The organism is Pelosinus baikalensis (genome assembly GCF_020819555.1).
Classification (GTDB): Bacteria; Bacillota; Negativicutes; order DSM-13327; family DSM-13327; genus Pelosinus; species Pelosinus baikalensis.
In genome coordinates this window covers 59,707-74,292 of the sequence record NZ_JAJHJB010000001.1, presented here as the reverse complement: position 1 = coordinate 74,292, position 14,586 = coordinate 59,707, and the positions used below count along the sequence as shown (strand labels likewise).

Here is a 14,586-nt window from a genome sequence, read left to right as displayed (position 1 = left end):
CTGCTCTTATGGAGGCTATACTTTATGGATAAATACGGTTATACCTTGAATATTGATGGCAATGCGATCAAAAAAATGCAAAACTGCTATTATAAACGCGACCTGGAACTGATGACGGGGCATCAGCTCCGGGAAATCTGCCGGCGGGAAAAGATCATTCACGGAGTGGTAAGCCCGCTCGACAAGGACGATCTGATTCGCGTCATTCTCCGGTATCGCGGCGCGGATGAGAATCTTTTGATCAAAACGTATGATAAAGAAGGGTACGCGGCTTTGCAAAACGTGATTTCCAGGGTTCAGATCCACTACGAAACGGACATCCGGCCGGACTGCAGCGCCAAAATTGTCGTCTATGAAGGGCTGTCCCTCGACTACTATGACGAACTGACCATCAAATATCATGCCAAACTGGCCGGGACGAACGCCTTGATTGTCAGTGCCGACAATACCCTGTGCGGTATCCTGAATGTCGAGACGAAAGGCGGCGGCAAAGAATCCCTGTATCTGACCAAAGCGGCCGGACTGCCCTGCAGCGAAGCCCAAATCAAGAACTACAGCCTGCTGTGCATGAACAAGGCAAACTCCGAAATGCTGCACCGCATTTACAGCGGCGATTACGCCTATATGCCGCAGCACTTGATCGTCTATCGTGTGCCGCTCTTAGACTTTATGGTGAAAAAGCCGGTGTCGCTTACCATGCCGATTGCCATCGACTTTGGCACCACGAGTACCACGGCCGGCGTGTATTTGGACAGCCTCTATTTCGAGCGCACCGACATGGAGCCGGGACAGCTCGGCCTGCTGGAAAATGACGTCAATTACGCCGTATTCTACGATACCACCCAGGACTATCATGAGACGACGCTCCTGCCAAGCGTGGTCGGCGTCCTGGCGATCAATGGCGGAACGGAGCCGGAATACCTGTTCGGCTATGATGCCGTAAAACTGGCCAATTCCAGCTATATCGACGAAGGCTTCTGCGTTTTCTACGATATCAAGCGCTGGATCGGCGACTATGAAAAGAGCGAGGAAATCATCGACAAACAGGGACGGCGCGCTTTTGTCAAACGCAAGGACATTCTAAAAGCGTATTTCCGCCATATTGTCGAAGCCATGAAAAACCGCTTCAAATGCGATATCCAGGCCGTACATATTTCCAGCCCCGTCAAGCAAAAATACCTGTTTCAGGCGCTGTTCGCCGAAATCCTGCCCGAATACGCCGTGGAAAAAGACGATATGCTCGATGAGGGAATCGCCGTGCTATACAATACCATCTCCGAAATGATCACGCAAAAGAGCGCCCAGGAAAATACGACGTATAAAGCGCTCATCATCGACTGCGGCGGCGGCACGACCGACTTATCCTCCTGCAGCTTTCGCGTCAGCACGCAGCGCGTCTCCTATAAAATCGACATCGAAACCGCTTATGAAAACGGCGATACCGACTTCGGCGGCAACAACCTGACCTTCCGCATCCTGCAGCTTTTAAAAATACGGCTGTGCAAAGCGCTTGCGCCGCGGGACCGTCAGGAGGACATCCCGGACATCAACGACCTTTTGAATACCTTCGACCTCGACGTGTTCCGGTATGTGGACGAATACGGTCCGCATAAAATTTACGAACAATTCGACGCCGCCTACACCGGAGCCGAAACGTTCTTGCCGACGAAATTCCGCGACTGGGAAAAGCTCAGCCGCACCGACTACTACAAGGTGAAAAACAATTTCTATTTTCTTTTTTCTACCGCCGAGCGCATCAAAAAAGAATTCTACAATAAAGTGGGCACGCTGCGCGTCGGCCTGTCCTGCCACGAAAAGAGCGAACCGTCGGCCACCATGCTCTTCGTCGACAAATGGAAACTGACGGCGATGCAGGGCAAAGAACTCGTAACCGTCAAGGAATTTCCCGAAGTGTATTTCAGCATCTTTGACATCATGCTCATTCTGCGGGCCGACATTTACGGCGTCATCCACAAATTTATGGACGAGATGTATGACAGCCACGAACTTGATGAATACACCATGATCAAGCTTACCGGCCAGTCCTGCAAAATCGATATTTTCCGCGACGCGTTAAAAGAATTCGTACCGGGCAAGACCATCAAATTCAAACGCAAATCCGGCGATCTCTCCGACGATTTCGAGTTGAAAATGACGTGCATCGACGGCGCCTTAAAGTACCTCAAAGACAAAAAATACGGCTTTGCCGACGTCAAAATCACCAGCCGTACACCGGCGCTGCCGTATAGTATCACCGCCTACACGCATACCGGCCGGGAAATTGTCCTGATCCACGGACTGCAAAAGGGCAAAAGCTGCGGTCATATCTCGCGCAATATGGACGATCTGACCCTGAAGCTCTATCTCAAGGACATGAACGAAAAGGTGCGCTATAATTTCACCTACGCCTGCACATTGGGCGAATTTTGCGCGATGGAGTACGAAAAAATCTGCGAGGTGTATGGCGTCAATATCCCGCAGGATGACGTCGACAGCATTGTCGACCGCGAAGTGAAGTTCTTTGCCTGGACAGAACCGCGCCGTTGGGGATTTCTCGTCCTGCCGGTCTATCGCGACGGCGAAATCCTGATGCTGGGACGCTCGCAGTTCTTCAGCTTCGAAAGCGACGCCTGGGTGGAGAATTTCTTCGACGGGACAAAGTGACAACCGACGCATAAGGAGGGTACCGATGAAAAAAGCAGCCCGATGGATGGCGGCACTCCTGCCGGTGATTGTCGTCCTGGCCGCACTGCCTCAAGCGCAAGCGGTAAAGATCAGTCAGGACGACGTAAAGAAAATTGCCGTCGCCGGTACGGCAGTGGCGGCGGTAGAAAAAATGAAAGCAAAAGCCAAACCGCCGGCAGTGCCGAAAACGCCACAGGTGGATATTCCCGGCGCATCGCCGGAAAAGCCGGCGGTCAATAAAAAAGAAGCCAAAAAAGCGGCCAGGGAAAAAGCCGACGCCGCCAAGCAGGCGGCCGACGAGGCATTTGGGCAGGTAGAGGCCATGGCCAAAGCCGGCGACATCCAGGCACAGTATATCCTGGGCATCGCATACTATACCGGCCGCCAGGTAGACACAGACGATAAGGCGGCGGTCGAGTGGTGGCGCAGGGCTTCCATCAGCGGCCATCCGGACGCCGGCGCCTATGTGGGGCTTGCCTATGCCGAAGGTTTCGGCGGTAGGCCGAAAAACCCGGCGGAAGCCGAGCGGCGTTACCTGCGGGCCGAACAGGACGGATCGGCGCTGGCCAGAGTGCTGCTGGGCATTGACGGCTATAAAACGAACATGCCGGCGGACAAAGCGGCGGCTGTGAAGCGGTTCCGTACGGCGGCGCAGCAGGGCAATCCGCAGGCGAAAGACTTTCTTCAAAAAATTGGGCAGAAGGGGACGGACACCAAGCTGGACTTTGGCGAAAACCTCGACTGGAAAAAAGAAGCAGAAAAGACGCCCCTGACCGAACTCTATACGCAGGCAGGCACCAATGCATTCTGGGGCCGCCTTGTTGCCCAGGACTACGCGGCCGCCGTCCGCTGGTGGCAACTGGCCGCCAGTCAGGACTATGCGGCGGCACAGGCGCTGCTGGGAACGGCGTATTACACCGGACGCGGTGTGGAGCAGGACGAAAAAACAGCGATTGCACTTTTTAAAACGGCGGCGGCCCAAAACGAGCCGCTGGCCCAGTATATGCTGGGCAAAGCCTACCTGGCCGGCAACGTGGTGCAGAAAAACAAGGAACTGGCGCTCAAGCTTTTCCGCGCGGCCGGCGCGGCCGGCATCGCGGATGCACAGCAGCAGGCGGACAGGCTGGAGAAAGAGGGATAGACATGCGCATATTTGACGAAGAATTTGACATGCAAAGTTATATAAAAAAACGGCTGCTTGAAATTGATAATCTGGAAAGCCGCCGTGTCTTCACATCCGTTGTCGAAGGACTGTTTCTCGAACTGCACGGCGAAATCGCAGCAGAGTACAAGGGACTGGAGCAGCGCGTGTTTGAGGAAGTGCCGATGCCGGTGGAAGGCCCGGCGATTGTAACGAATATCATTGACCGCAGGCTCTATGACGTGACAGATGACTTTTTACTGCCCATGCGGCCGGAAGACATGCGGCCTCATCAGGTGGACGCCGAGGCGCTCCTTACAAGCCTCAATGAAAAGTCGCCGTTTTTTCTCTATACCGTTTTTCTGCAGGCCGACCATCTGGAAGCCTGCCAATTCGACCGTCCCGAACGGAAATTCCGCGGCGTCATCAAGACGCGGCACAGCGAATACACTGCACAGTTTCATGTCCGCCGCAACCTGGCATACAGGCGGCAGATTGAAGATTTGTACCGGATTTTTCACTTGAACTACCTGCCCTGGCGCAGCGTCTGTGCGCCGTATTTATACAAATTGTTCGACGTCTATATCGACGGGATCGAAAACTGGAACGCACAGGAAATTATTGAAGAAGCCGTAATTGACTTCGAAGAATACGCCCCGGCGATCCGTTACCACCAGGTGCCGCTGTGGAATCTGGAGACGGTTGCCATCCGTACGAGCACCTATCCGGAGCCGTGTGTGGACAAGATTAATTACGAACACCGGATTTTCCGGCATAAATTCCAGGAAGATGCGCGGTATCTTGTGACCAATTCCGATGTGAGCGTTGCCAACATCCGCTGGACCAAAGGCGATCTTCTGATCACCTGCCCGCTGGAAGATCCTGTGACCTGGGAAATGTACCAGTGCAATCCCCAGGCCAAGCGTGAGTATTCCAACCGGTTGATGGGCAACGCCAAACAGGCGTCTTTCGCCGATACGCTCATGGGCGTATTCCGGCAGCCGATCAAGACCAAGCTGGAACTGAGCCGGCTGATTCAGGCCTGCGGCTACGAACGGGACCTGACCTTTGCCGGTGTGGAGCTGGTAGCCAATTTTCCTGACAAAGAAACCTATATCGTGGACGACTTCATCCGGGACGAACTCAGGACAGGTACCTGGGAAACGGCAATGCGGCTTGATTTTCAGCCTGCCGACTACGATTTTTACCTCAACCGGGATATTATGAGTTTTTTGGTGGGCGTGGTGCAGCGTCACTTTCCCGAATACGAATGCTGCGGCCGGCTGGTATAAGGAGGGGGAGCCGTGAATTTTATCTGGGACATCGTTTTACAGGCCGAAGCGCAAGGCATGGACAAAGCCGAGCTCTTGTTTCAGCAGGCGAAAGAATACAGTCCGTATTGCGAGCAGGCGTTCCCCTGCATCAATCAGGACAGGCTCGAAAGCACGGTTGTCGAGATCAACGCGCTCTATCGGTTCAGCCATATTTTTCAGGAACTTCTGCATCCCGAGCTGCTGGCCCGGCCGGAAAACCGGGATCTTGCCCAATGCGCCGCCTGCTTTTTCGATGTTGTCATGCATCTCTTAAGTGAAATCGATTTAAAGCACGGCCTTACCAAGCGGGAATACTTCGTCCGCCAACTGCGGGCCGAGCTTTTGGACGGCGTTTACGGCCGGGAAGCGGCCGCGGCGGTGGCGGTCATGGACCGGAAGCTGCAATTTAGTCTGGCCAACGAACTCCTAACCCAGCTTCAGACCGGAACCAGCCTGCGGGTTTTCCGCCGGGCGGTCCGGACGGCGTTTACCGGCAGCCTGCTGTACCAAAGCAACTATAACAACAAAGAACTGCTCTTGTATCTCGGCGAGAAAGAAACAAAAGAGAAGGCGCAAATCCTGCAGTTCCTGCTCGAACTGTTTCTGCCCTTTGGCTTTTCGGCACGGCTGTTCTGGGAATACCATTTCGGCATCATCGGCGTAGACGCTGCCATGCAGCCCGACGCCATCGCGCTGTTTTAGGACTGCTTTTGAAAAAGGAGGCAAATGATTTATGAATGGACAGGTTTTTCCCCTCTTTGAACACGCACATGTACTGCGAACGACCATGCTGACAGAACTGCGCGACTACGCGTACGAATACGGGCGGCTTATCCACGAAGACTATAGCGACGGTATTGTCAGCGGCTGCCGCATTACGACAACGGTGGATACCATTACCTTACACCGGGGCGTCATCCGCTATAAGGACAATGTATACCTGATTACCGAACCGCTTTCCCTTGCTTACTATCCGACCGACAATTGGGCGGTCTTCAAGCTGGAGTTCAAGGACGAAGTCCGAAAAGACGGCTATATCTACCGCGAAGTGGAAACTGCGCTTGCGGACAATCTCAGGCTGGGCAAAGAAGAAATGGAACTATGCCGCTTTAAACTGCAGGCCGGCGCCAGGCTCCGGATGAACTATGTGGATTTTGCCGACCGCAATACCGAATTCGATACCGTCAACACCATCTACGCACCCTTTGCCGCTGGCGGGGCCAGCTCGCTTTCGCCGGACATCACCCGCGCCTTTGCCCGGGAAGCGGCCGCGTACGCCATGGACCCTGTCGATACGGCGTTTTGTCTGCAGGCTCTGAACGCTAAGGAGGCACTGAACCGGGAGGTCATACTCCTCTATACAGCCACCAAGCTGAAAAAAGCGGTTGCCGACTGCGACAACCTGGTGATTTTTGATGCGCTGCTTACCATATTAAGCCGGATCAAAGACAACGGCGAACGCGAACTTTCCCGCACGGAGCGCCAAAGGCGCCAGGTTATTGTGGATTGACAAAGGAGGCAATGCTGGAATGGAAATGGACGAAAGAATCCTGGAACTAAAAAATAGCGTGAAAGCGGCAGAAAAAAACGCCCATGCCGACGAGGCTGTCGAACGGGAACTTACGCAGAGCATTTACGACGAAACGGTCGATATTTTTGGCTATCCGACCGTATTTGCCGACCGGGAACTACTGGACGGACAAATCTCCATCCGGCTTCCCGCAGACTTTATTCCTCTGGAAGCAGACGTCGTACAGGCGCTGTTTCCCCTGGGAAACCGCCCGCAGCTTGTACTGGGCAACGAGCCGCTGTATTTTATGGTGGGCTTTAACCATACACGGCACATAGTACCCGAAGAACAGATCAAGGAATTTCCCAAACTGGCCCGCGGCCTGCTGGAAAAAGGCGGCCCGCAGGTAAAAGTGGTCAAAACGGAAACCATCCATTGCGGTGGCCGGCAGGTGGCGAAAATGTATTTTATCAGCCAGACGCTGGAAGGCGCGCTCTATAACATGATGTTCTATGCCAACGTCGACGCCCGGCTGCTTATTGGCTTCGTCAATTTCCGTTATCAGGACCGCAAGCGGCTGGAGCCGCTTGCCGAGGAAATCATTGCATCCTACCGGATTTTGGTAAATAGGGAGTGAGAACGGCATGAGTATCATACACAACATGATTCAAGTGGAAGGCTTCCCCTTTACGCGTATCAAGGAACTGTATATTTCGCACCGGCCCAACGAACACGGCCAGATTACCATTGTCGGTGAAATCGCGCCGGAAGATGCCAAAGACTGCCAGCAGCGGGCCGACGAAACCACGTCGATTACCGTGACCAGTTCGGCCGGCGAAGAGACGGTCACCCTGTTTACAGGCGGCGTAAAAAACCTGTCGGTGGCGAACGAAGCCGGCTACAGCGTGCTGACCGTCCGGGGCATTACCGCCAGTTTCCTACAGGACATCAAAAAAATATCGCGCACCTATCAAAACGGCGGTAAAACCTACGAACAGATCCTCAACGAAGCCTACGACGGCAACGGCAGCGTGGAACTGACCGTAACCGACCAGGCCATTGGCGCGCTCGTCATGCAGATGGACGAGACCAACTGGGAATTTACCAAACGCATGGCCTCCCGCTTCAACGTACCGGTCTTCACCAGCATCACTGCGCCTAAACCGCTGGTGTTCGTCGGCTTGCCGCCGGTGGCCAACACCAAGGAAATTACGACAACCTCCTTTCTGCATGGCAAGCAGGACGACGAATACAACCGGGTTACTGAGAACTATATGGCAGACGGCGGTGAGGCGCTGCGACAGGATTTCTCCGCCTTGATCGCCCGGTCCTACGACTATGTCTACCTCGGCGACATCATCTCCATCAACGGCAGCGAGTGCCGCGTCAAGAGAGTGGAAGCCCGGCTCGTCGACGGCATCCTGGAAATGGAATACCTCCTCGCCGGAAAAACCGGCTTTGTCGCGCCGCAGGTGTCCAACACCGCCTGCGCCGGCCGGGTGCTGATCGGCCAGGTTAAAGACGTGCAGCGCGATACCGTCAAAGTGCATCTTATCGAGATCGACAAAGAGTATGACGGCAGCGGCGACTGGTGGTTTCCCTATTCGACCGCCTACTCCAGCAGCGACGGCAGCGGCTGGTACTGCATGCCGGAAATTGGCGATTACGTGCGCATCATGTTCCCTTCCAAAAACGAAGCGGACGGTTTTGCTGCCAGCTCGATCAATACGGCGCCGCTGGCTAACCCGCGCCATAAGAGCCTCAAAGCCCCCAGCGGCAAAGAACTCCTGATGACGGACGGAGGCCTGTATATCATCTGCCAGCATCAGAAAATTTTTATTGACCTGACGCAGGACGACGGTATCAAGATCGTCTCCGCCCAGAATATCACCGTCGAATCGGAAGCCAACGTCACCGTACAGGCCAAAAAAGACATCCAGGTGCTGGCCAAAGAACAGATCCTGCTCAAATCGGGCGAATCATTCATCAATATGCTGCCAGACCAGATTACCCTGGCGGCCAAGGACGTTGTCATTACCTGATGGAAGGAGGGGGAAGTCATGAAAAATTTTCTCGCCGCGTTCCAAGCGGAACACTATGTCCCGCTAGCGCACCGGTTGATAGCGGACACAATGCGGGATATTGCCAAAGAGGCCGCCGCCGCGCCGTGCGTGGCCGCCGTGGAAAGCGCGATGGAAAACGCGGCGCGGCGTCAGCTGGAAGGCTTGCCGCCGGCTGCCTATCTGTCTATATCGGTGCTGTACACCGCCGTCTACTTTGGCGAGACCAAACTGCGCCTTGACTTTTACAGCAGCGAGTGGCCGGTAGCCGACCCTTTTTACAGCGAATACATTGACGCCGCTTGGCTGTTTGCCCATTGGCGTTTTCACGAAGACGCCCTGATGGAAGCGGCAAAAAACCAGCGGACCTGGGTACGGAGCGCCCACCTCGAAAGCCTGCGCTGGCAATCTGTCCGGCTGCTTGCCTACGGCCTGTACACGAAGCTCAAATACTGGCTGCAGGACCTCGCCGCATCTCCGGTGCTTTGCACTCTACAACGCGAAGACGAATTCTATATCCTGTTTGGCGAGTATCAGGACTGGCAGGGGGCGGTGTTTGCCCTTCTGCCGCCCATCGACATTTTTAATTGCAGTACGGACGACTCCCTGCGGTTTCGTACCTATGAGAAGTGTCGCTACCACAAAAAAACGTTTACCAGGCTGGATCTGAGCCTCAGTCGGTTCCAGGATTGCACCTTCGAAGACTGCACCTTTGATGACGTTGATCTCAGCGACGTCACCTTTGCCAACTGCCGTTTTGCGCGCACCGTATTTACGCAGGCCCGGCTGTCCGGCGCCTTGTTTCTCGATACGCAGCTCCGTGAAGTCCGGTTTCGGGACGTACTGGCTGAACCGCTGTGCTGGGACAATGAAAGAAACGATGTCTACCGCAGCCTGGAATTCGCCGGTTGTACGCTGGAAGATGTGCAGCTCATAAACTGCCGCTTTCCGGGCGCTCTGCTGACAGACTCGTTGCTGACGGAAATGGAAATCGAGGGCGGCGACTATACGGATTCCGATTTTCAGGAACTGGCCGCAGTCCAAACGACGGAAGGCGGGGAGAAATAACATGACAGACGAATATTTCCGGCTTTTCCAAAGCCATATCGTATCCAATCCCATTGTCATCGAGAACCTCGATCGGGAACACTATCCCTACAAAATGGATCGGGCCGCCTTTACCAGACTGGAGGACTTGGTCGTCGCCTACTATCAGCCCGATATGGGTCTTGAAATTTGCGATATGCTCCAATCGCCCTGCTTTATGATCGCCGACCGGTTCCGGGATCTGTTCTCGCTCCTCGAACCCCAGCTCCAGTTTAAGGGCGTCCAGCTCTACCCGCTCGATTTTGACGCGGAGCAAGGCATCCAATCGCCGGTACCGCTCTACTGGATTCCCTATATCGAACCGACCGAGTGCCTGCACGATACGGCCCAAATTTACGATACAGGCATCGTGGAGGAACTCGTGGTGAAACAAGAGTCCGTCCGGGGTAAACACATTCTCAAAGTGGCCGGACTCGTCGAAGAAATCTGGCTCGTATCGCTGGCCGCCGCCGAAAGCATCTTAAGAAGAAGACCGCTGGCAGCCGGCCTGGAACGGGTGAAAGTGAGGGAGTAATATGTCAACCACCGCATCAGGACCCGCGTATATCCCTCGGGGAACCAAATCCAAATGCAGCAAAGGAAGTTCGGAAAACATCCTGAATTTGCCTGAGGATCACGGCGTGGCGTACACGCCGAGCCTGGAGCCGCTGTTAAACGCCAACGATCACAAGCCGGGCCAGCATATTCTGAAATACGGCTTCTGCGCAGCGACAAAATTACCCTGCTCGCCCGTAACGCCGCTGGCCTGGATCAACGTCAACAAGAAACATATCCTGGAGGGCGCACCAGCCCTAATCGAACAGAGCAAACTCACCTGCGTCAAAGGCGGCGTCATCTCCATCGTCATTAACGCGGGCAGCGCCCAAATCGACGACCGCAACGAGGCCGCTGCCGACGAAGTGGAGGCAATTGCTGCCGCCACAGAGGCGGAAAATGCGTTAGGTGCAGCATGCGGACCCACTTTAATGGAAGCAGCAGAAATGGCAGCTCATGTTTATTATACCAAATCCTTTGAGGAGGCAAAGAAAGATACACTACCCGGAGATTGGAAGTTAGTTAATGCTGAGGAAAAAGGAAGTATGAAAATAGGCGTATATGCAAGGAGTATAGGAGGGCAAACGGAATATACGCTGGTTAATAGAGGAACACAAGATTGGGCTTGGAGTGCGGATGGAGATGATAATGCTAAACAGCTTTTTGGCGCATCAGACGATGTGCGGAATTCAATAGCCTATTCAAGAAATTTTGTTACAAGAAATTCTGGCTCAAATATAACATTTGTAGGTCATTCCAAAGGTGGCGCGGAAGCTGCAGCTAACGCAGTAGAAACTAACAGAAATGCGATACTATTTAATCCTGCAGCTGTTAATTTAGATGCTTATACCCCAAATGGTTCAGACTATTCTGCCTCAATGACTGCACATATTGTAGATGGTGAAATTTTACACACTGCTGAAGGCTGGTTTTCAAAACCAATTGGAAGCGTAGAGTATTTACCTGCACAATACCCTACTAATACGTGGAATCCAGTGACGAATGGTGAAAATGCAGTTAAAAATCATTCAATGGATGCAGTAATAAATGGGATTAAAGAAAAGGGGGGAGAAAACTAGACAATGAATAAAAAGTTATTCCTTATAACACCCATGATGCTGATCATTTTTTCTGTTCTATTATCCGGATGTCATCGCCAAGAGAGTGAAGGCGCGAAGGGAGAATATAAAATGACGAATATAAATATTTTCAAGGATACTCCTGTTTGGGAATTGGCAATCGCGGTAAAGGAACAAAAAACTGCAGCCATAGAAAAACTAGCAAAAGATAAACCGGAACTATTGAATTATCAGGATCCTAAGTACAAAGTGACTTTGCTGCTATGGGCGGTCGGAATGGAGAAATATAATTCTGCAGAAGCATTATTAAAATGTGGCGCCGACCCGAATATAGCATCTGTAAGGTATGAGACATATTCAGAAGAAACACCACTTTCAGTAGCAACAGCTTTTTCTTGGGTGGATAACGTTGCCAAAAAGGATCCGAAATATGTCAAGCTGTTGCTAAAATATGGTGCTGACCCTAACTGGTGCTATATTGGCCATGAACATGGTTTAGAAGAGCCGGGAACCAGTATATTAATGAAATCCATTGGACGTGGTATTGAGAAAACAAAAGCTTTAGTAGAAGCAGGGGCTGATATTAACCATAAAACGAAAAGCGGGAAAACAGTTGCAGTAAAAGCATTATTAGCAGGAGGGCCAAATTCGACATTAGAAGGTATGGAATACGCTCATTATTTGATTGCTGAAAAGAAAGCAAAAGTATCGGAACCATATTACAGAAGTAAAAGTTATGGCAATGAAGACCCTAATGAAAAGTTTTTTCCGGTAGACATATTAAGGGATTGGATTGTTGCTATAGGATCACAAGAATACAAAATGAAAATGGAGATTGTTGAGGAATTTGCCCGGCAGGGTGTGAATTATTGGGATACTAAGATTCCAAGTGATAGGCTGAAGCAGATTAGAAAGATTCACCCGAATACTTGGGAAGAGTATATAAAGCAGTATTGATATGGTTATAAATTTCGTATTCATTAAATTGGATATAAGCCCGGTCGCCATAACAATAAGAAGCTAAAGGAGTGTGTATTAGTGTGGCGGATGACATACCAACTTACGCAAGGCGGCGGGTTATTGCAGGTATTCTTGATATAGTAGTTTTCGTATTTATATATATAGTATTGCTTTCGATAAGTTTGCCAATCATTGGATTCTTAGCAGGTTTGTTCATAATAATGCTATATAATGGTATTATCTCAGAATTTTTCGTGGGAAAATTGACCATGATGTTATATTTTATCGTAGAATCTGGTGTCTATAATTTGCTTTTCTTTTTATTATGTATATATTTCTTTTCAGTTGTTGAGAATTTTTTACAAGCCTCTCCTGGGAAAAAATTAGTAAGACTACGGGTAGCCAGTATAAAAGGAAACCGTATCGGATGCGGCATTCTTTTTTTAAGGAATATTTTAAAATGTATCAGTATTGGTTTTTGTGGTGTGGGTTATTTTGTTTGTTTTAAGAATAAACATCGACAGGCTTGGCATGACAAAGTTACAAAGACAAAGGTGATTTATGAGGAAAATGCTATGACGAGTTAATAGTCAATGAACGAGAGAAGGTGGCTTAGTGGCGGATAAAGAATGCGAGATAACGAATAAAATTCCGGCAGGCTTTGGAAGAAGGTTGATAGCAGGGATTCTAGATATGATAGTTTTCTAGTCTTATACATAATCTTGCTTTTTGCCAGTCTTTCTATTATTGGATTTGTGGGAGGTATATTGATAAGATTGTCGGATATAGGGATTCGTTATGACGAGTTTTTAAATAAAGGGTCAAAATTAGTGGATGTTATAGTGGAATCGCCTGTATATTATTTGGGTGTATTTCTGCTGTGTATAAGCGTATTTTCAATTATAGAAGTTTTTTTGCAAGCATCTCCCGGCAAAAAATTAATGAGGCTTTGTATAGTGAGTGCAGATGAAAACGTCCAAAGATAGGCAGAATTGTTATGAGAATTCTGTTAAAAGGTATCGATATGGTTATAAATTTCGTATGAATTATTTGAATATAAGCTCGGTCACATTATACCAAATCCTTTGATGAGGCAAAGAAAGATCCATTAAAAATCATTCGATGGATGCAGTACTAGATGGGATTAAAGAAAAGGGGGGAGAAAACTAGACAATGAATAAAAAGTTATTCTTTATAGCACCCATGATGCTGATCATTTTTTCTGTTCTATTATCCGGATGTCATAGCCAAGAGAGTGAAGGCGCGAAGGGAGAATATAAAATGACGAATATAAATATTTTCAAGGATACTCCTGTTTGGGAATTGGCAATCGCGGTAAAGGAACAAAAAACTGCAGCCATAGAAAAAATAGCAAAAGATAAACCGGAGCAATTGAATTATCAGGATTCTAAGTACAAAGTGACTTTACTATTATGGGCGATAGGAATGGAGAAATATAATTCTGCAGAAGCATTATTAAAATGTGGCGCCGACCCGAATATAGCATCTGTAAGGTATGAGACATATTCAGAAGAAACACCCCTTTCAGTAGCAGCAGGTTTTTCCTGGGTGGATACCGTTGCCAAAAAGGATCCGAAATATGTCAAGCTGCTGCTGAAATATGGTGCTGACCCTAATTGGATTTATATTGGTCATGAACATGGTATGGAGCCGGGCACCAGTATATTAATGGAATCTATTGGATGTGGTATTGAGAAAACAAAAGCTTTAGTAGAAGCAGGAGCTGATATTAACCATAAAACGGAAAGCGGGGACACAGCTGCAGTACAAGCATTATTAGCAGGGGGGCCGGCATTAGAAAGAAATGCATATGCCCATTATTTGATTGTTGAAAAGAAAGCAAAAGTATCGGAACCATATTACAGAGGTAAAGGTTATGGCGATGGAGACCCGAATGAAAAGTTTTTTCCGGTAGACTTATTAAGGGGTTGGATTGTTGCTATAGGATCAGAAGAATATAAGATGAAAATGGAGATTGTTGAGGAATTTGCCCGGCAGGGTGTGAATTATTGGGATACTAAGATTCCAAGTGATAGGCTGAAGCAGATTAAAAAGATTCACCCGAATACTTGGGAAGAGTATATAAAGCAGTATTGATATGGTTATAAATTTCGTATTAATTACTTGAGAGAGTCAGGGGATGGTTCGAAACCACTGAAAAAGTATTACATTTAAA

Annotated in this window: 13 protein-coding genes; all 13 read left to right on the top strand. The window is 50.1% G+C overall.

Annotated elements, in window-relative coordinates:
* The first annotated feature begins 24 nt into the window (after positions 1-24).
* The 13 genes from LMF89_RS00300 to LMF89_RS00240 all read left to right on the top strand — a co-directional run bounded on the left by LMF89_RS00300 (position 25) and on the right by LMF89_RS00240 (position 14,507).
* The gene (locus LMF89_RS00300) at positions 25-2,664 is read left to right on the top strand and encodes an acetate and sugar kinases/Hsc70/actin family protein (RefSeq protein ID WP_229533348.1); all 2,640 of its coding nucleotides are present in this window, start codon (positions 25-27) and stop codon (positions 2,662-2,664) included.
* A 25-nt stretch (positions 2,665-2,689) separates the two neighbouring features.
* Positions 2,690-3,826: a tetratricopeptide repeat protein gene (locus LMF89_RS00295; protein ID WP_229533347.1), complete on the top strand. Its 1,137-nt coding sequence runs from the start codon at positions 2,690-2,692 to the stop codon at positions 3,824-3,826.
* Between the two features lie 2 nt (positions 3,827-3,828).
* The gene (locus LMF89_RS00290; RefSeq protein WP_229533346.1) at positions 3,829-5,118 is read left to right on the top strand and encodes a hypothetical protein; all 1,290 of its coding nucleotides are present in this window, start codon (positions 3,829-3,831) and stop codon (positions 5,116-5,118) included.
* 12 nt (positions 5,119-5,130) lie between these two features.
* Positions 5,131-5,841, top strand: coding sequence for a hypothetical protein (locus tag LMF89_RS00285; protein WP_229533345.1), 711 nt, complete (start codon positions 5,131-5,133; stop codon positions 5,839-5,841).
* A gap of 31 nt (positions 5,842-5,872) precedes the next feature.
* Positions 5,873-6,649 carry a hypothetical protein gene (locus LMF89_RS00280; RefSeq protein ID WP_229533344.1) on the top strand — a complete coding sequence of 259 codons (777 nt, stop codon included), beginning with the start codon at positions 5,873-5,875 and terminating at the stop codon, positions 6,647-6,649.
* 19 nt (positions 6,650-6,668) lie between these two features.
* Positions 6,669-7,286: a hypothetical protein gene (locus tag LMF89_RS00275; protein WP_229533343.1), complete on the top strand. Its 618-nt coding sequence runs from the start codon at positions 6,669-6,671 to the stop codon at positions 7,284-7,286.
* Positions 7,287-7,293: 7 nt separating this feature from the next.
* A complete protein-coding gene (locus LMF89_RS00270; protein ID WP_229533342.1) occupies positions 7,294-8,691 on the top strand; it encodes a DUF2345 domain-containing protein in 1,398 nt (465 codons plus the stop codon).
* Positions 8,692-8,709: 18 nt separating this feature from the next.
* A complete protein-coding gene (locus tag LMF89_RS00265) occupies positions 8,710-9,777 on the top strand; it encodes a pentapeptide repeat-containing protein (RefSeq protein WP_229533341.1) in 1,068 nt (355 codons plus the stop codon).
* A gap of 1 nt (position 9,778) precedes the next feature.
* Complete coding sequence (locus LMF89_RS00260) at positions 9,779-10,330, top strand: hypothetical protein (RefSeq protein ID WP_229533340.1); 552 nt, start codon at positions 9,779-9,781, stop codon at positions 10,328-10,330.
* A gap of 1 nt (position 10,331) precedes the next feature.
* Positions 10,332-11,429, top strand: a complete 1,098-nt coding sequence (locus tag LMF89_RS00255) for a DUF4280 domain-containing protein (protein ID WP_229533339.1) — start codon at positions 10,332-10,334, stop codon at positions 11,427-11,429.
* A 3-nt stretch (positions 11,430-11,432) separates the two neighbouring features.
* Positions 11,433-12,386 (top strand): ankyrin repeat domain-containing protein, encoded by a 954-nt coding sequence (locus LMF89_RS00250; RefSeq protein WP_229533338.1) that lies wholly within the window; start codon positions 11,433-11,435, stop codon positions 12,384-12,386.
* 83 nt (positions 12,387-12,469) lie between these two features.
* Positions 12,470-12,976 carry an RDD family protein gene (locus tag LMF89_RS00245; RefSeq protein ID WP_229533337.1) on the top strand — a complete coding sequence of 169 codons (507 nt, stop codon included), beginning with the start codon at positions 12,470-12,472 and terminating at the stop codon, positions 12,974-12,976.
* Positions 12,977-13,562: 586 nt separating this feature from the next.
* Complete coding sequence (locus tag LMF89_RS00240; protein ID WP_229533336.1) at positions 13,563-14,507, top strand: ankyrin repeat domain-containing protein; 945 nt, start codon at positions 13,563-13,565, stop codon at positions 14,505-14,507.
* Positions 14,508-14,586 lie beyond the last annotated feature (79 nt).